Here is an 18998-nt window from a genome sequence, read left to right as displayed (position 1 = left end):
TCAATCGATTAGAGGAATAGCACGACCCGACCCGATTCCACGTTTCTTGACAGTAGGCTTTCCCTTATAATAAACATCGCCTTTCCCGGTAATAAAAGCTTTCAGATTTTCTTCAGCCCAACAACCTATACTTCCGTTTCCGGTAATATTGCAATTTACATCACGGGCTTTCAGCTCATGACCTTTTATTTCTCCCGAACCGGCAATAGACAAACGGGCTTCACGGCATGTACCGCTTAAAAATATATCTCCCGAACCGGTCATAATACGAGCTTTTACAATGCCATAGTCAAGTTTGTTACAACGAACAAGACCATTACCCATCAGTAGAATATCCAATTCTGAACCGGACAAACTACCGGAAGTCTCGAAAACTCCGCCTGCATCGCTCTGCACTTCCTGCAAATCGGAAGAATAAACGTCCAAAATGATAACCCCGTACTCACGCTTAGCTGTATTGACGAATTTGATCTCTAAAGTTCCGTCTTTCGAAACCGGCTTTACTTCATCCAGAATATTTTCTTCTCCGTAAATCCGAATCAATCCTGCAGAATCCTTACTGTGATGATACACTACATTAAACGCCGTATTGATCTTTACTCTATAAAAATCATCTACCTTTATCTCTTTAGTAACATATTTGTTATTTGCGTCACCGACAGCCTGCGCTGAAAATAACGACAATGAAAAGAGACAGCATACCGCTGCTATTCTCCATAAATTTTTCATTCTCATGATTTCTGATTATTTTATAATTAATTCTATTTTATCAATATTTCAGACTCTATTTTATCCAAAATAGCAGACAATTCACCAAGAGTTTCAGCCCTGAGCATGGCTATACGCGTATCCCTAAAATTAGGAATACCCTTAAATAAAGGTGTTGCTGCCAAATGTCTGCGGATATGCAAAATTCCGCGACGTTCATCCAACCGATCGACGCTTTCTTTCAATTGCCGACGCAAAACAGACATTTTATCCGAAACAGACAAAGGTTCACAATGCCCGGTTTCCATATATTGCTTTATCTCCTTAAAAATCCAAGGAGAACCGATAGAAGCCCTGCCTACCATAATGGCATCTACACCGTACTTTTCGAATTTTTCACGAGCGATTTGCGGTGTCGTTACATCACCGTTTCCTATGATAGGTATTTTCATGCGGGGATTCTCTTTCACTTTGCCTATCAAACTCCAATCCGCCTCTCCGGTGTACATCTGACTGCGAGTACGCCCATGAATCGCCAAAGCAGCAATACCGCAATCTTGCAACTGCTCGGCCAGTTCTACGATTATTCGGGAATCATGATCCCAACCCAAGCGAGTTTTCACCGTCACGGGGATTTTTACGGCATTCACAACAGCCCGGGTAATCTCAAGCATTTTAGGAATATCCCTCAACATTCCGGCTCCGGCGCCTTTTCCTGCCACCTTTTTCACCGGACATCCGAAATTAATATCCAACACATCAGGACAAGCCTCCTCACAAATACGGGCGGCATCAGCCATAGCTGCTGTCTCGCGACCGTAAATCTGTATTGCGACGGGACGCTCTTCATTTCGGATAGAAAGTTTGGCTTGTGTCTTACTCACATTCCGTATAAGAGCATCGCTCGACACAAACTCGGTATATACCATATCTGCTCCGAACTCTTTACACATGAGTCGAAAAGAAATATCCGTAACATCCTCCATAGGAGCTAATAAGACAGGGTATTTGCCCAAATCCATATTTCCTATTTTCATTATTCAATCTATCATTAGATTATGACTATTCTCATATATACAAGAGATATCTTTACAAACGTACAAAAACTTTTTATTTTACAGACAATCACCTCTTATACCGAACTCTCTTTTCACACATTTTTTAAAGTTATCCCGTTCTTATAACCATAAACTATCTTTCTGAACAAGACAAGAAGCTTAGGGCTTGTCGGAATTTTACAGAAGGAAAATTTAGACTGGCTCTTATATACAGCATATTTTTATTACTTTTGCAAAGATATTTACTATCAAAACCAACATATTGTAAATAACACACTTACGAAAAAGAGATAAAAAAAGATATAAAATGGAATATAATTTCAGGGAAATAGAAAAAAAATGGCAACAGTACTGGAAAGATAACCAGACGTATAAAGTGACCGAGAAAGAGGGAAAAAAGAAATTTTATGTTTTAGACATGTTCCCGTACCCGTCCGGTGCAGGTCTGCATGTCGGACATCCACTCGGATACATCGCTTCAGATATTTATTCCCGTTTTAAGCGCCTGAAAGGATTCAATGTTCTGCATCCGATGGGATATGATGCATACGGGCTTCCGGCCGAACAATATGCGATACAGACCGGACAGCATCCGGCAATAACTACCGAAAAAAATATCAACCGTTATCGGGAACAACTCGATAAAATAGGATTTTGTTATGACTGGAGTCGTGAAATACGCACGTGCGATCCGGAATATTATAAATGGACACAATGGGCTTTTGAAAAAATGTTCAACAGTTTTTACTCCTATGATGAACAAAAGGCTCTACCCATAGAAACTTTAACGAAAATCTTCGAAACGTCCGGAACTGAAGGGTTGAATGTCGCTTGTAGCGAAGAGCTTTCTTTTACGGCGGACGAATGGAAAAAGATGAGTGTCAAGGAACAGCAAAAAACTTTGCTGAATTATCGTATTGCCTATTTAGGAGATACGATGGTAAACTGGTGTCCGCAACTTGGAACGGTCCTCGCTAATGATGAGGTCAGCGAAGGTTTGTCGGTTCGTGGAGGCTATCCCGTAGAACAAAAAATCATGCGTCAATGGTGTTTACGGGTATCGGCTTATGCTCAACGCCTGCTCGACGGACTCGACACGATAGACTGGAGCGAGTCTCTCAAAGAAACGCAAAGAAACTGGATAGGACGTTCCGAAGGTGCTGAAATGAAGTTTAAAGTAGTAGAATCGGATGTAGAGTTTACAATATTCACAACACGTGCCGATACGATCTTCGGAGTCACTTTTATGGTATTAGCTCCGGAAAGCGATTACGTGGCACAGGTTACTACTCCTGAACAGAAAAAAGAGGTAGATGCCTATCTGGACAGTATCAAACACAGAACAGAGCGCGAACGATTAATGGACAGAAGCGTAAGTGGAGTATTTTCCGGAGCATACGCCATAAATCCGCTGAATAATGAAAAAATTCCTATCTGGATAAGCGATTATGTGCTCGCCGGATACGGAACAGGAGCGATTATGGCAGTACCGGCACATGACAGCCGCGACTATGCCTTTGCCAAACATTTCGGTCTGCCGATCATTCCGTTGATAGAGGGCTGTGACGTTTCCGAAGAAAGCTTCGATGCCAAAGAGGGTAAAATGATCAATTCTTGCGGAAACGGTCTCGACCTCAACGGCCTTGAAGTGAAAGAGGCTATAGCTAAAACAAAAGCTTTTATACAGGAAAAAGGATTAGGACGGATCAAAGTCAATTATCGTCTGCGCGATGCTATTTTCAGTCGTCAACGATATTGGGGCGAACCGTTTCCTGTCTATTATAAAGACGATATGCCCTATATGCTGGACGAAAGCAAATTGCCTTTGTTATTGCCGGAAATAGATAAGTTTCTACCGACTGAACAAGGCGAACCGCCTCTGGGAAGAGCGAAAAATTGGGAAACAGAAGATCACTTTCCTTTAGAACTTTGTACCATGCCCGGATTTGCCGGATCATCAGCATATTATCTCCGTTATATGGATCCGCATAACAACAATGCGCTCGTATCGAAAGAGGCTAACGAATATTGGCGCAACGTAGATCTTTATATCGGTGGAACCGAACATGCCACCGGACATCTCATTTATAGTCGTTTCTGGAACAAATTTCTGTATGATCTGGGAATTGTCTGTGAAGCCGAACCATTCCGCAAATTAGTAAATCAAGGTATGATTCAAGGCCGGTCTAATTTCGTCTACAGAATAAAAGATACCAATACATTCGTATCATACAATCTTAAAAAGAAATATGACACGACTCCTATACACGTAGATGTAAATATCGTAAGTAATGATATTCTCGATATAGAGGCCTTTAAAAAATGGAGACCTGAATTTGAAACGGCAGAATTTATTTTAGAAGACGGAAAATATATCTGCGGATGGGCAGTGGAAAAAATGTCAAAATCGATGTTCAACGTCGTAAATCCGGATGATATAGTAGAAAAATACGGTGCAGATACTCTTCGTTTATATGAAATGTTCTTAGGTCCGCTCGAACAAAGTAAACCTTGGGATACAAACGGTATAGACGGTGTACACCGTTTCTTGAAAAAATTTTGGAATCTGTTCTTCGACGGAGACAAATTGGTCGTGAATAATGAAGAACCTACACGAGAAGAACTGAAATCATTACACAAACTCATCAAAAAAGTAAGCTGGGATATAGAAAATTTCTCATACAATACCTCTATCAGTGCTTTTATGATTTGTATAAATGAACTTTCTGCATTAAAATGCAGAAACAGTAAAATACTGGAACAGATCATAATACTGTTGACTCCGTTCGCACCGCATATATGCGAAGAATTATGGTCGCAATTAGGACACACGACATCGGTATGTGATGCTCAATGGCCGGGATTCAATGAAGAATATCTTAAAGAAGATACTGTCAACTATACAATTTCATTCAATGGAAAAGCCCGCTTCAATATCGAATTCGCAGCAGATGCTTCTAAAGAAGAAATAGAAAAAACAGTATTGGAACATCCGTCATCTGCAAAATGGATAGATGGAAAGACTCCTAAGAAAATCATCATCATCCCTAAAAAAATCGTCAATATCGTTCTCTAAACGAAAAAATTTTCACAAAAATATCCCCGAAAAGTATAGTAATTAAAACTTTTCGGGGATATTTTTGAATATCAGTCTGCTAAGAATTTGAATTTGGAAAAATATAAAAAAGATGTAACTTTGAAATTGTTTTAGAATCTGTATAAATTTTACTCAGGTCAGGTTTAAGAGTTTTTTAAGTATGTTTTTCTGTCTTTATGAGGAGGATAACAGCTATCTGATGAATGAAAACGAAAAAAGACCGAAAGGAAACACAAAGATAACTTGATAATATTTTTTGTCAGAAAATTCAAACAAGGTTCTTGATAACAATGATATAAACAGTATCAGCATTATGAATTTAAATTCTCATAAAGCCTGGATCGAAATAAAAGACTACACGATCATCGTCTTCGGATTAGTTCTTTATGCTTTCGGATGGACGAGTTTTCTACTTACCAATGAAATCACCACCGGTGGTATTGCCGGAGTTTCGGCACTCATCTTTTTCGGGACTAAAATCCCGGTAGCAATATCTTATTTTACACTAAATGCTTTACTGCTAATAGCAGCAATACGTATTTTGGGAATACAGTTCTGCATACGCACCATATTCGGAGTCATAGTCATGACTTTGCTTCTTTCATTTTTCGGAATGTATATAAAAGAACCGCTTATTACCGGAGAACCGTTTATGTCGTGCATCATAGGAGGAATACTTTGCGGAGCCGGAATAGGTATTGTTTTCACCCATAACGGCAGCACCGGAGGAACAGATATTATTGCCGCCATGATAAACAAGTATAAAGAAATATCTTTAGGAAGATCGATTTTGTATTGCGACTTTCTTATCATATCATCCTCTTACGTACTTTTCCATAGCATCGAAAAAATTGTTTTCGGGATCGTAGTCATGGCAGTCATGACTTATACCTGCGATATGGTTATAAACGGAGTCAGACGATCTATACAAATATTGATATTTTCAGAAAAGTATGAGGAAATAGCAGACCGTATCAACAAGGATATCAACAGGGGCGTCACTATTCTTGACGGAATGGGATGGTATTCTAAACAACCCAAGAAAGTATTGGTCATCCTTGCCAAAAGAAACGAATCCTTATCGATTTTCCGACTGGTAAAAGAAATAGATCCTCACGCATTCATATCTCAATCTAATGTAGTCGGCGTGTATGGAGAAGGTTTTGATAAGATCAAAGGATAATATCCATTTGCTGCTATTCCGAACTTGCAAAAATACTTTTACTCTTAACGAGTATATCCGTATCCAAACATCCGGCATCTATAATAGAAGGAAAAACAAAATCGGTCATATAAGATTTATCCTTATTTTTTAAGGCATTCTCCAAATGTTCAGGATGCAACGACTTATATTTTTCAGACATCCATACAAACATTGCCGTACGGAACATGGCCGGATGAGAGGTTCCATGTAAATAAAAAGAATCGTCTCCTAAAGCCTCACCATGATCCGAAACAAATATCAAAACAGCGTTTTTATCTTTTAACTTATCTATTATTTCAGAAAGAATATAATCGGTGTATAAGATCGTATTATCATACGAATTTTTGATTTCTTCATCTGTACAATAAGAAATGATCTTACTCTTCAAAACAGGTTTATATACTTCATATTTTTTTGTATAATGCAAATTATACCACCAATGCGAACCGATAGTATGAAGAATTACCAGTTTTTTAGAATACTCGGAGTCTATCATTCGATTATAATAAGGTAATATATCTTCATCAAGCCATTGGTCGAAACTATAAACATCATGAGATCGATTTACATAAAAAATTGTATCGGCTTCATTTATAAAATAAACATACGACTTTTCCGAATCTTGATTACTTATCCACGAAGTATGAAACCCTCCGGCCTTGAATACATCTATAAAAGACCTCTCTTTATAAGCTCTATCCGTATGCAACGTATCGGTACGAGTCATTAAATAGGGAAGAGCTTGATTTGTATAAGAATATAAAGAATTTACATTAGGAAATGATATAACACCGAGAGTATCGAGATTAGGAGTAGTTTTACGAAAATACCCATTTACAGAAAGATGATCGGGACGAAGAGATTCTCCTATAACCAAAACCACAGTAATAGAATCGCATTCCGATTTCACATAGTCAAAAGAGCGTTCTCTCTCTTTAGCTATATCTGTCTTTCCTTTATAATAATCGAGAGTAGTAAAAACAAGATTGGCCGGAATACGCTTCTCTATCATTCTCTTTATAGGGGAGTTGCCTTGAAACATCAGAAAGAAAAGAGAAAATGCTAAGAAACCATTAAAAGAAAACAAGCAAGACTTTTTATATATCTTCATTTTCCAAAGATACCGTACAAATAAAAAAGAAATAAACAGATTTATCAGTACAAATAACACCAAATAAGGAGAAATAAGCTCTGCCGTTATACGCACATCGTTATTAAAAGCTGTATACAGCATCATACTGTTTAAAACAAATTTATAAGCATATCTAAAATAGGCAAGTACAGCACATACAATACTGAATAAAGGAAAAAGAAAAGCGAACAAATATTTGTTCATAGAAACAAATACCCAAAAAAGAAACGGGACAAACGAAACGCAAGCCCATTGAATTCCATTACCTACATAATCTTTGAAAGAGGAACATGGTATAGATATAAAATCTGATAGTGTAAAAAATAAAGCCCAATAGAAACCTATACCAATCAAAAAATAATAATAATTTTTATTCCTATATAATATATTTCCGAACTCCCGAAAAAACTTATATGCCCGTATCGATTTCATAAAATCTATTTTAAAAACAAAAATAGATAATTTTATTCTATAACAATAAGATAATCATTATATAGAATATTCATTTTATATTTTAGATTTTCAATGGTTTGACTTAACCAATTGAGGAATAAACTTTTAGCAAATTATTTGAGAAATAGTGGTAACGAGTTAGCAACCGTGCGAATTTCAACGATTTGCGGTGCTATGCTGTCAAATAACTCTTTATAAAGTGCAAATATACAATTTTTCTAATTTACTCATCCCCATACAATATATATTTATCGTATGGGGATGTTATTTGAAACGGAGGAACAGGTATTTACTTATAAGAATCTTCTACTCCAGCTAAATAACCAGCAGCATAAGCTGCATGTGGGCTTTTATGCCTAACTGTTCCAGCTTGACTCTCTGGTAATGAATCTAAGTCCAAATCTAATTTTTCTTTACGATTTAGTCCATCTTCATACCCTCTCTCATAAGCACATCCTGCACAACGATGTCTTCCTGCCCCACCTTGATCGACAGGTAAATTATTGTACTGAGGATCATAACGATGTTGTTTTTCACAAGCCATAATTCTTATTCTTTAAATTATTACTCTATTAGTTCTAATATCCAATTTATCCAAGATATAACAGTAGATGCCCTTCGTTTATATGTTTGTTCAGAATCAATATTATACAATTTTGCACTTTTCATTATTTCAACGACCTCGCCCTTTGTTGGAACATTGCCTTTATCAAAATACAGTTTCAAGGTGTTTTGAAATGCCGTATGTGCCAATATAAGTTTTACAAATTCCAATTGCCGTTCAATAATGGGCAGATTAAATATACGAGAGCCATCACGAGTTAGAATGCACCCTATTTGTTGATTCTCACGAACAACCTCTACTAATCCTAAATACTTTGCCGCATTTGAATAATAATCGGTTTGTCTGTGATCAAAATCATAATTTTGCGTAATATCATCTTTGCAAATAAATCCTTTTTGTTTTAATAGCTCGCAAAGATTAATTACTCGTTCAAAGCTATCTGCTTGAGGGAAAGGCAACTCAGGTTCTTTTACAACTTGAATACTATCCAAAATATTCTGTATATTCTCAACATTAATTCCTCCTTCTTGAACTGCATATTTTTTATGTTGTATTAATCGGATAGAATTATATAATTCAGGTGTAACAAATTCATATTCTCTCAAATGGAAAATACCATTTGAATACGTCAAGAATATCGGACGAACACGTTTCCCTATTTTATTACTCCATAATCTATATGGATAATATAGTTGTCGAATCAGAAAATCATCAGAAATATAATTTTTGGCTTCAATCAAATTTAAAGAACTATCTCCTTCATACCCTCCGTCTATTTCAATTTGTGAATTATCAACATTAATTTTTAAAATGTTTTGTCCTGAATTAATCGTAAAATCAAAGACTGAAGAACTCATCCGACCAGAGACAGTAGGTAACAGATTTTCCTCTCCTGTAAAATCATGCAATATCTTAGATACAAAAGCACAATTTATAGCTATTGATTCACTCGTAATATCTTTATAATCTATACTTTCCAAGAAAGTTGGAAAGTCAATAGGAGTTATCTCTATATCATCTTTATTAAAATCACAAAAAGTTTTAAATTTTCCGATTTCATACGTACCTCTGGATGTAGGTAATATTGATAAGTTATGATCTATAAACAATTTTGGAAGTTGAGATCTATGGTCAAACTTTGTCATTAAACGAGCCTCTCTAAACTGATTAATTTCTGTCGAAGAAATTGAGATACGTTCATTATTGGCAAGTTTGTCCAAGATGCAATACTTCTCAAAAATTTTCTCCCATGCTATGTCATTTTTGGATTTACTCATAATTGCTAATTAAAAATTCATCAACTTGCCCTCTTTTAGAAGAATCTGAATTTATAGCACGACTTGCCTGTACTACATGAATATTGTATTCCGCATAAATTTCTTTTATAAAATTAGATGCAGAATTTGATAGGAGAAATTTTATGCCATTGCTATTTAATCTATTACAAACATCTCTTAGCCTAAGCTGATCCCTCTCACTCCATCCACCTTGCACGTATCCTGTAAAATTAGAACTCTCTGAAATAGGATGATACGGAGGATCTAAATACACAAATGAGTTTGTTGGTATATCTCTCAATATTACCTCATAATCACCATTTGATATTTGAATCCGATCAGAATTTAAATATTTACTTACCGCCTTAATTACAGGCTCATTGACAATATTTGGATTTTTATATTTCCCAAATGGGGAATTAAATTCCCCGGCATTATTAACCCGATATAATCCATTATAGCAAGTTTTATTGAGATATATAATCCGTGATGCTCGCTCGATAGTGGTAAGATTTTTAAAAAGAGGTTGCCTATCCATAGAGCGAATTTCATAAAAATACTCTGACGTATTTTTATGTTTCTTTAAATCCTCAATAAGTTCATTGGGATTGTCCCTTATAACCGTATAAACATTGATCAACTCTTCGTTATAATCATTTATAACTGCTTGTTTTGGCTGGAGTTCAAAAAATAAAGCTCCGCCTCCGATGAATGGCTCATAGTAGGGACGATTCGCTACCCCTTTGGGTAACATCTTTCTAATTTCTGGAATAAGTTGTCTTTTTCCTCCAACCCATTTCAAAAAAGGAACTACAAGTTTATTCTTAGCCATTTTATATAAAGTCTATTATATCAATTACAAAGGTACTACTTTTACTGATTTATCCTATAAGAATCCACAATAATTTGGTTGTTTTGATTTCAATTGCTGAGGTATAGCTAATTATTCGTTCTTAAATTCCTCTGTTTTTCCTTTGTAGCTGTATAGGTCGGCGAATGTTCTGCCTTAACTTCTCGAACTGTTCCTTGAACCACTCGGCAATGGGCTTTCGGTCAATGGCAAGAACCAGTCTCGTCCCGTCCGTGGGGTCTTTCAGCACTTGAAACCCTGCCTTTTCGGTCGTGAATTTCCGTCCGTGTTCCTCCGAGTAGAGTTCCCCCGCATACTCCAACGGCTTTCCCTTGACGAGCGTTGCGGTCTGCCTTTCATCGAATCCCACAAGGCGGCAGAGGTTTTCGATACGGAGCATTTCACGGAAATAGGGAAACCATGCCGCCGCCCTTGCGATTACCGTTTTCAGAAACGATATTTCCTGCTTGTGCCTTGTGTCCTTGTCTGCTATCTCCCTGCCGTGCTTTTGCTGCATTTCCCGTATCTCCCTGCTGTGGTCTGCCTGCATGGTCTGTATTCTGTCTTGCAGGGCTTCGATGGTTTCCTCGTGGTCGGCTACCTCCCTATGCAGGGCGGTGTTCTCCCTTTCCAGCGTCTTGACCTTGTTACTGCCGAAAAGAGAACCGACGCTCTCGGCGATGTTGGCGGCTGCGGTGGTTGCCGCCCCTTTCAGCTTCTCGGTCTGTATTTCTTTTTTCGCCCGTCTTAGTTCCTCCCGTGCCATTTCTTTCTGCTGCTGCAAGTCCACCACTTCCGCTTTGAGATTGTCGGCGAGTTTCTGTATATCCCGATAATACTGCTGCGTGGACTTGTGGCGAGCCTTCGAGCCGTCTATGCCCCTTTGCAGCCCGTATTTCGCCATCGCTTCGGCATAGGTATCTTGATAGGATTTTAATTTCAGCCGTGTCATAATATCGTCTGCGCACAGCCTCACGGTGTCGGTCGGCTTCTTGCGGTATCGCTTCTTCGCCTGTTCCTCCCTTTTCCTGCGCTTTCGCTCTCCCTTGACGATGGGGACGAGCGTAACGTGTATGTGCGGCGTTTCCTCGTCCCTGTGCAGGTGAGCCGCCACGATGTTCTCCTTTCCGAACGTGTCGGCGAAGTATTTCAGATTGTCGGCGCACCACTCGTCCAAACGCCCCTCTTCCTCTATCCGCTTCATATCCTCGTGCGTTCCCGACACGTTGATGCGGATAGCCCGTACTTGGTTGCTTCCGATTTTGCGTGTCAGCCCCGCTTCTTCTAATCTCTGCTGTATAGCCGCCGAACGGTCTTTCACCCCGTCGGGGTATTCGATGAGCCTGCGGTTTAGGTGTGTGCGTGTGGGGTCGGCGTTCTTCGGTATGATGAAACGCTCGATATGTGCGGTCGTTCCGCTGTCGCCGCCGTGCGCCTTTTCCATGTGTAAAACTACGAAACCCATATATTCTTCCTTTCTTTTTTGGCTTGTGAAACAATGATTTTTTGTATCTTCGGGGGCGGCAAATGCCGTCCCCGATGGGGTGTGCAGAGGGGCTTGCCCCTTGCCTTATTGGGGAATTTTCAGCGATACGTAGTATTGCGGCTCGGAAAATTCCCTAATAAGCTACGGTATTTTCTCCGTAAATACCCTGCGGCGTGTCGTCCGTCTGCCCGTCTGCCTTTCGGCTATGGCTGTCCCTGCCGTCTGCTTACCCGTATAACCCCACCTTATTATTTTTCCCTTTCGGTCGGTGGTGGGCGGCGGGGCGGTCGTTTCCGTTTTCAAAGGCTCTTTTGCACGGGGCGGTCGGATACAAGGTTTTCCCGATAAATACGCTCGCAGCGAAGCGAGAGGAAGATTTATCGGGAAACGGCGCAGCCGCCTGACCTTTTAGCCGACATAAAGCCCCGTGCTTGCTTTGCCTTTGTAAACGGAAATGATTGCTCCGCTTTCCTCTGAAAAGAGGAATAGAACCTGCAATATATATCACCATAGTGATAGGTTTGCATGTTTGCATGCCGGTATGTTGGTACGTTTGCATGTTGGTATGTTGATATGTTGGTGTATCATCATGCTTTCCAACGGCTGTTGGGCTTGCCGTCCGAAACAACCGACACGAATACCGTCGTTTTCTCTTTTCGCCCGTGTATAATCCTCTCTAATAATGCCCTGCGGACTTTCGCCGCCCCGAACGACTCGATACGGAAAGCGAGGGCGGCTATCGTTTCGAGGTTGTAAACCTCGATGTAACTTCTCTCCGGTAAGCGGATAAGGCGTTTTATGCCGTACTCTTTCAAAACTCCGCTTTTGCAGAGTGCCTTTATCCCTGCCCGAACCGTCGGGGCGATAACCCCGAACAGTTCGCAGATTTCCCGCTCGGTCATGGCGGTTGCACCTATATCGCTCGGCAGGGAGATATTGCCCTGCCCGTCCATCGTGATAATGTTCCTTTCTTCTTTCATCGGGATTCTGTTTTTAATTAGATGGCTCGGCAGATATTCTTCTCCATATCCTCCAACTTGTGCGACAGGGTTTCCATGTCTTGGCTTATCTTCTGGGCGGTGATTTTGGCGTAAATTTGGGTGGTCTTTATGTTGGTATGCCCCAAAAGACGGCTCACCGTTTCGATGGGTACGCCGTGCGACAGAAGCACGGTCGTGGCGTTCGTGTGTCTTGCAACATGGTAGGTCAAACGTACCTTGAAGCCGCATTGTCTGCCTATCTCTTTGAGTATCTTGTTGCAACTGCCGTTACTCGGAACGGGGAAAACATGACCGTCCCGAGCCAGTCCCTTGTATTTCTCTATGATACACTTGGGAACGTCCAAAAGACGGATGTTCGATTCGGTGTTGGTCTTCTTTCTTCGGGTGATTATCCAAAGGTTGCCGTCGAAGAATGTTTGCAGGTGGTCGGCGGTGAGGTTCTTCACGTCCGAATACGCCAAACCCGTGAACACCGAAAAGACGAACAAGTCCCGTACAAGTTCATGGGTGGCATTCTTCATGGGTGCGTCCATGAGCGTCTGTATCTCCGTTTGGGTGAGGTAGCCCCTATCCACGCTTTCGGGAGAGTTGATATATCCGGCAAAGGGATTGAACGGCAAACGTCCGTCGTTTCTCGCTATCGAAACGATGTGCTTCAACGCAATCATGTAGCCCCACACGGTATTGGTGCGGCATTTCTTCTCCGTGCGCAGAAAATACTCGAAATCGTTGATGAACGTGAGGTTGAGTTCCTTTAACGGGATGTCCTCACGCTTGTAGGTATGGGGCAGGAACTCCCGAATATGGTTGCAGACCGTCCGATAACGGGTAAATGTACCCTGCGCCCTGCTGTGCCCGACTTTCTTCTCAAACTCGGCGTTGTGCTGCTCGAACAGCTTCAGCAAGGTTTCCTGCTTGATGCCGATACCAAGATAGGCGTCTTTGAGTTTGGCGGCGGTAACATATCCGTCCGTCTGCATTAACTCTTGATAGCGGCGGTTTACCTCCACACGGATTTTATCTACCGCAAGGTTGATTCTCTGCGCTTCGACGCTCTTGCCCGAAGCACGGCTGTTTTTCACGTCCCACAACCGTGGGGGAACGTCCATCTTGCAACTGAACTGTTTAATCTCGCCGTCCACCGTGATACGGCACATTAAAGGCAGGTTGCCGTTCGGCTTCTCGCTGCCTTTCTTCACGTAAAATAATACCTTGAATGTACTTCGCATAACTCACTCCTTTTTTTGGTTACAAAATTAGTTATTAGTGAGTTACCGACTGCTATGCAAAATTACGCAAATCACAGAAACAGAACCATTTAGCAAGAAATTCACACCCGTTACGGGGGTAATGAGGTGGTAACTGAACTTCTGCGCTGTTTGGCTTCGAGGTGGTATTTCGTTGGCTCTGCCCCATAGAAAAACAAAGCGTAACGAACACTCTATCAGCTAATTCGCTACGCTTTGCCCAAATTTACTTTTTCGCTATGTGTTTATTTTATACTTTTGTTTCAGAAAGAACTAACAATAATAAGTTTATTTATAACGTTATATACAATAAGTTATTCTATTATGAAACAAATCGTCTTCGCAACAAATAATAAGCATAAATTAGAAGAAATCAGGAACATTCTTGATAATGCATTGAATATTTTAAGCCTCGATGATATAAATTGTCATGAAGACATCCCTGAAACCGGAAGTACGATAGAAGAAAATGCACTTATTAAAGCTCGATATATAAAAGAAAAATACGGTTACGACTGTTTTGCAGACGATACGGGGCTCGAAATAAAGTCCTTAAATAACGAACCCGGAGTATATTCGGCCCGATATGCCGGAAACGATCATAACTCAGAGAAAAATATGCAAAAAGTCCTTGAAAATTTAAAGGGCAAAAACGATCGTTCAGCCTGTTTCAGAACTTGCATAGCATTAATAACAGGTAACAACGAATATCTTTTCGAAGGAAAAATAGAAGGAGAAATAATCACAGAAAAAAAAGGAGAATCAGGATTCGGATACGATCCTATATTTGTACCGGACGGATATACTCAAACATTCGCAGAGTTAGGAAATGACATAAAAAACAAAATAAGTCACAGAGCCTTAGCTGTAAAGAAACTTATAAACTTTTTGCAATCTATACAATAAAAAAAGAGTACCTCGATTATGACGAAGAAATTATTCTTTTTTGTCGGTATATTACTTTATTCTCTTCTGTCTTTCGCCCAGACAGAAGTAGGAGCATGGAAAATTTATCCGGTATTTCTTACACCTTCACAAATAACGGAAACGAAAGATAAAATATATTTTCTTTCGGACGGATATTTGTTTTCTTATGGTAAAGAAGACGAAGAATTCAGGGAATTGAACCGGTTGAATATATTATTCGACAACGATATAAAACTTATAAAATATAACGATGAACACGATATATTGACAATTGCTTATACAAACAGCAATATAGATCTTATAATAGGGGAATCGGTATATAACATACCTTACATAAAAAATACAGCCATAACTTCTTCTAAAAATATCAATGACATAACTTTCTATAAAGATGAAATATATCTTTCTACAGATTTCGGTATCGTTATATTGAATGTTCCCAAAAAAGAGATAAAAACAACTTATAATTTTAATAAAGCCATTAATTCTGCCACAGTAATGGGAGAATACTTTTATTGTCTGGTACAAGGAGAGGGGCTTTATCGCTGTAAATTGGATGATGTATTATATGATTTCGACAATTGGGAAAAATGCTATTCGACCGAAGGCACTCAATTGCTTTCTTTAGAAAACGGAATGTGGATGTTAGATACTAATAAAAATATCATTTACTTCGATACGGAAAGTAATTCTACCGCTATTTACAATAAAGGTAATATATCCTCTATAAAAGAAACGAATACCGGCTATATGGCCTGCGGAACAAATAACATAATAGTATATGATAAAAACAATAACAAAACCGATGAAATCATTTATTCTGATTACAATATGTCGGATATTGTTCCGATAGATGTAAGTATGAATAATAGACAAAATACATATTGGATATTGCATAAAAAAGGCATTGCCGCATTTAAAAGAAGCAACGAATCTTTCCAGCAATCTAAAAATATAGACAACCTCAATTACTCGACTGTCAATATTCCCTATTTTTTGACTATGACCGACAACGGCAAATTATATGTCAGTACACAGGGGGTAGGCAGTAAAAATATTTATGACCAATACATAGATTCCCACATATCGATTTACGAAAATAATAAATGGTCTAATATAGAAACTGACAATATCCCTACGACCATACATCCGGATATAAAATTTTGTACGACTTACAATATTGCCGAAGATCCTGAAGATCCGGAAACTTTTTATATAGGAACATGGTTCGAAGGGTTATATCGTTTCAAAAATAAGCAATATGACACCCATTGGAATGGAACAGAAGATAATTCTCCTATTTCCGGTGGATGGAGTCATAAAGTAAATTGTTTGAATTTTGATTCATCTAAAAACCTGTGGATGATAAATTACAGTACACCCGGTATTCTTGTCATGAAAAAAGACGGAAATTGGATAAAACTTAATTATCCCGACATAGTAACACAACAATATACCGAACAAATAATATTATGTAAACATTCTTCTTCTAAATGGGTTATTGTTCCTAAAACATCCTTTGTTTTCGCTTTTAATACGAATAATACTTTGGAAAATATGAGTGATGACCAGACCCGAAAATTTTCGACTTTTTCGGATCAGGATAATAAACAGATAGACGGAAACGACTTTATTTGTGCTGCAGAAGACAGAAACGGACAGTTATGGATAGGAACAAACAGAGGGCCTATCGTATTAAATAATCCTGACAATTTCATGCAATCGGACTTTAGATGTACACGGATAAAAATACCGAGAAATGACGGAACAAACGCGGCAGATTTACTTCTAAATGATGAAAATATACAATATATCGCTGTAGACGGAGCTAACCGCAAATGGATAGCTACCCAATCATCGGGAGTATATTTGGTTAGTGAAGATGGTCTTGAAACCATACACCACTTTAATATGGACAATAGTATATTGCCTTCGAATAATGTTCTCTCGATAGCCATAAATAAAACTACCGGAGAGGTATTTTTCGGAACTGAAAAAGGATTGGTTTCTTACCGTTCCGATGCGACCGAACCCAAGGAAGATTTCTCCAACGTATATGCATTTCCTAATCCTGTTCGTCCTGATTATACAGGAGTTATAACAATTACAGGATTACAGGAAAGATCTTTAGTCAAAATTACCGATACTACCGGAAATCTTATTTATCAAGATTATTCGGAAGGCGGCCAAATGGTTTGGAACGGATTGAACAGAAACGGAGATAGGGTGAAAACAGGAGTATATTTGGTATTTGCTTCATCCAGCAATGGAAAAGAAGGTGTCGTTACCAAAATATTAATAGTAAACTGATGACTTTTTTCCTGAACTTTAAGATCCTGTTTGAATTTTGCCCGGGTCAGATTTAAAAGTTCCTTTCGAGAATATTTTTCTGATTTTACGAGGATGACAGCAGACTATATGATGAGTGAAAATACTAATCTGACCTGATAATATTTCCTTATCGGAAAATTTACACAGGTTTTAAAATAAATTTGTTATGAAGAAGATTTTAATATTATGTATGTCAGTCGTTATCTGCATCGCTTTTGCAACGGCACAAAACAAAAAATCAGTATCGGCAAATTCTATTCAGAAAGAAAAAACACAACAAACAGAGAGTAAAAAAATATTAGATGCCATACAGAATAAAAAATATAAAATATCGGTCATTTCAGCTTCTCCCATGAACGGAAAGACCGTATATCTCACCTCTCCCTATTCTGTAAAAATAAGTAACGATTCGGCATATATAGAACTTCCTTATTTCGGTGTAGCCTATTCTGTTCCTTACGGTGGTGGAGAAGGAGGAATAAAAGCGAAAAACAAATACGAAAATTATAAACTTCGTGCTCTTAAAAAAGGAAAGTATGCCGTTAGTTTCGATATAAGAGGAAACGAAGATTTTTTCAAGGTATCCATAGATATGTGGCCTTCGTCAGGTAGAGCATACATACATGTACAACCGAACAATAAACAAGGTATTTCTTACAACGGAAACATTGTTTTATAGCTTATTTAATTTTCAAAGATAAATTCTACTATAATGTCAAGCCGAAACTGAAACATTCAGACCGGCTTGACGTATTTTCAAAGCTATTTTTTCAAGTTCTTCCTTAGATAGTTTTACAAGGTTTTTCTCAGGAGTCTCTCTATCTATACTATAAATCATTACTTGTTTAGGGTTTATGAGTTTTACGGTTTCTAACCATGCATCCACTTCTTTATCTGTCGTATTATCTATTCTTTTACCCTTATGCTCTCCACGTAAAAATAAAGTCTGTATAATCAAATTTCCATTAAAACGTTTCAGATTATCAACTAACTTATCAACCGAAAATTTCGGTTGATTAGGTTCATTAATGAGTTTTATAGTATCTAAAAATACAGAATCCAATTTCAATATATTATTATCCACTCTATTCAATGCTCTGAAGACAGACTCTTTTCCTATATGACAGGCATTAGATAAAACACTCACTTTAGCCTCCGGAAAATATCTATTCCGCAAATTTATAGTATCTTCTATTATTTCTTCGAACTGCGGATGCAAAGTAGGTTCACCATTACCGGCAAAGGTAATAACATCTGGTTTTTCTCCCTTTTCGACCATAAGCTTCAACTTATCATCTAATGCATTATACACAGCCTCCCGAGTAGGCAAGCCGTTTTTACCCCGCTTGTCGGCATTATATCCGCACTCACAATAAATGCAATCGAAAGAACATACTTTACCGTCATCGGGTAAAAGATTCACTCCTAAAGAAACACCCAATCTTCTACTATGTACCGGTCCAAAAACAATTTCTCTAAATAGAATAGTTGACATATTTTTCCTTTTTACCGACTACAAAAATAATCATTCGCTTTTTCTGTAACAAAAACGAATTGTCAATTGTTATATCAACTATTTTACTCTAATTGTTAATAAACAAAATAATAAACTTATATACAATTGATTATATAATATAATCAATATCTTATAAACAGATAAAT

At 38.5% G+C, this 18998-nt stretch carries 16 protein-coding genes; 5 read left to right on the top strand and 11 right to left on the bottom strand.

The features are described from left to right. Positions 1 to 735 (bottom strand): head GIN domain-containing protein, encoded by a 735-nt coding sequence (locus QUE35_RS09190; protein ID WP_081705584.1) that lies wholly within the window; start codon positions 733 to 735, stop codon positions 1 to 3. Between the two features lie 26 nt (positions 736 to 761). Continuing rightward, a complete protein-coding gene (gene dusB, locus QUE35_RS09185; protein WP_009318373.1) occupies positions 762 to 1745 on the bottom strand; it encodes a tRNA dihydrouridine synthase DusB in 984 nt (327 codons plus the stop codon). Positions 1746 to 2073: 328 nt separating this feature from the next. Between dusB and leuS the strand changes: the two genes are divergently transcribed. Both leuS and QUE35_RS09175 read left to right on the top strand, forming a co-directional pair. Beyond that, positions 2074 to 4842 carry a leucine--tRNA ligase gene (leuS, locus tag QUE35_RS09180; protein ID WP_022600076.1) on the top strand — a complete coding sequence of 923 codons (2769 nt, stop codon included), beginning with the start codon at positions 2074 to 2076 and terminating at the stop codon, positions 4840 to 4842. Between the two features lie 334 nt (positions 4843 to 5176). Further along, positions 5177 to 6046, top strand: coding sequence for a YitT family protein (locus tag QUE35_RS09175; RefSeq protein ID WP_022600074.1), 870 nt, complete (start codon positions 5177 to 5179; stop codon positions 6044 to 6046). Positions 6047 to 6059: 13 nt separating this feature from the next. On the opposite strand, the gene QUE35_RS09170 is transcribed toward QUE35_RS09175, so the two are convergent. From QUE35_RS09170 to QUE35_RS09135, 8 genes are all read right to left on the bottom strand, one after another. Then, positions 6060 to 7631, bottom strand: a complete 1572-nt coding sequence (locus QUE35_RS09170; RefSeq protein ID WP_022600073.1) for a phosphoethanolamine transferase — start codon at positions 7629 to 7631, stop codon at positions 6060 to 6062. A gap of 310 nt (positions 7632 to 7941) precedes the next feature. Then, positions 7942 to 8196, bottom strand: coding sequence for a hypothetical protein (locus tag QUE35_RS09165; protein WP_005866995.1), 255 nt, complete (start codon positions 8194 to 8196; stop codon positions 7942 to 7944). Between the two features lie 20 nt (positions 8197 to 8216). Beyond that, the gene (locus QUE35_RS09160) at positions 8217 to 9494 is read right to left on the bottom strand and encodes a type II restriction enzyme (RefSeq protein ID WP_005866996.1); all 1278 of its coding nucleotides are present in this window, start codon (positions 9492 to 9494) and stop codon (positions 8217 to 8219) included. Next, positions 9487 to 10326 carry a DNA adenine methylase gene (locus tag QUE35_RS09155; RefSeq protein WP_005866997.1) on the bottom strand — a complete coding sequence of 280 codons (840 nt, stop codon included), beginning with the start codon at positions 10324 to 10326 and terminating at the stop codon, positions 9487 to 9489. Before QUE35_RS09155 ends, QUE35_RS09160 begins: the two co-directional genes overlap by 8 nt. 121 nt (positions 10327 to 10447) lie before the next feature. Further along, entirely contained in the window at positions 10448 to 11809 is a 1362-nt protein-coding gene (mobV, locus tag QUE35_RS09150; RefSeq protein ID WP_005866998.1) for a MobV family relaxase, read from the bottom strand. Positions 11810 to 12056: 247 nt separating this feature from the next. Next, the gene (locus QUE35_RS09145) at positions 12057 to 12389 is read right to left on the bottom strand and encodes a hypothetical protein (RefSeq protein ID WP_031258179.1); all 333 of its coding nucleotides are present in this window, start codon (positions 12387 to 12389) and stop codon (positions 12057 to 12059) included. A gap of 28 nt (positions 12390 to 12417) precedes the next feature. Next, on the bottom strand, positions 12418 to 12810 hold the full coding sequence (locus QUE35_RS09140) for a hypothetical protein (RefSeq protein WP_005866999.1): 393 nt from the start codon (positions 12808 to 12810) through the stop codon (positions 12418 to 12420). A gap of 17 nt (positions 12811 to 12827) precedes the next feature. Beyond that, positions 12828 to 14060: a site-specific integrase gene (locus QUE35_RS09135; protein WP_005867000.1), complete on the bottom strand. Its 1233-nt coding sequence runs from the start codon at positions 14058 to 14060 to the stop codon at positions 12828 to 12830. A 342-nt stretch (positions 14061 to 14402) separates the two neighbouring features. On the opposite strand from QUE35_RS09135, the gene QUE35_RS09130 reads away from it, so the two are divergent. The 3 genes from QUE35_RS09130 to QUE35_RS09120 all read left to right on the top strand — a co-directional run bounded on the left by QUE35_RS09130 (position 14403) and on the right by QUE35_RS09120 (position 18015). Further along, positions 14403 to 14984: a non-canonical purine NTP diphosphatase gene (locus tag QUE35_RS09130; RefSeq protein ID WP_022600066.1), complete on the top strand. Its 582-nt coding sequence runs from the start codon at positions 14403 to 14405 to the stop codon at positions 14982 to 14984. Between the two features lie 18 nt (positions 14985 to 15002). Beyond that, positions 15003 to 17315, top strand: a complete 2313-nt coding sequence (gene porZ / locus QUE35_RS09125; RefSeq protein WP_022600063.1) for a type IX secretion system anionic LPS delivery protein PorZ — start codon at positions 15003 to 15005, stop codon at positions 17313 to 17315. Between the two features lie 187 nt (positions 17316 to 17502). Next, positions 17503 to 18015, top strand: a complete 513-nt coding sequence (locus QUE35_RS09120; protein ID WP_031258177.1) for a DUF4251 domain-containing protein — start codon at positions 17503 to 17505, stop codon at positions 18013 to 18015. Positions 18016 to 18051: 36 nt separating this feature from the next. On the opposite strand, the gene QUE35_RS09115 is transcribed toward QUE35_RS09120, so the two are convergent. Further along, positions 18052 to 18831, bottom strand: coding sequence for a radical SAM protein (locus tag QUE35_RS09115; protein ID WP_022391211.1), 780 nt, complete (start codon positions 18829 to 18831; stop codon positions 18052 to 18054). Positions 18832 to 18998: the final 167 nt, after the last annotated feature.

It is taken from the genome of Coprobacter fastidiosus (assembly GCF_030296935.1).
GTDB lineage: Bacteria > Bacteroidota > Bacteroidia > Bacteroidales > Coprobacteraceae > Coprobacter > Coprobacter fastidiosus.
This window is presented reverse-complemented; position numbering and strand designations above follow the sequence as displayed.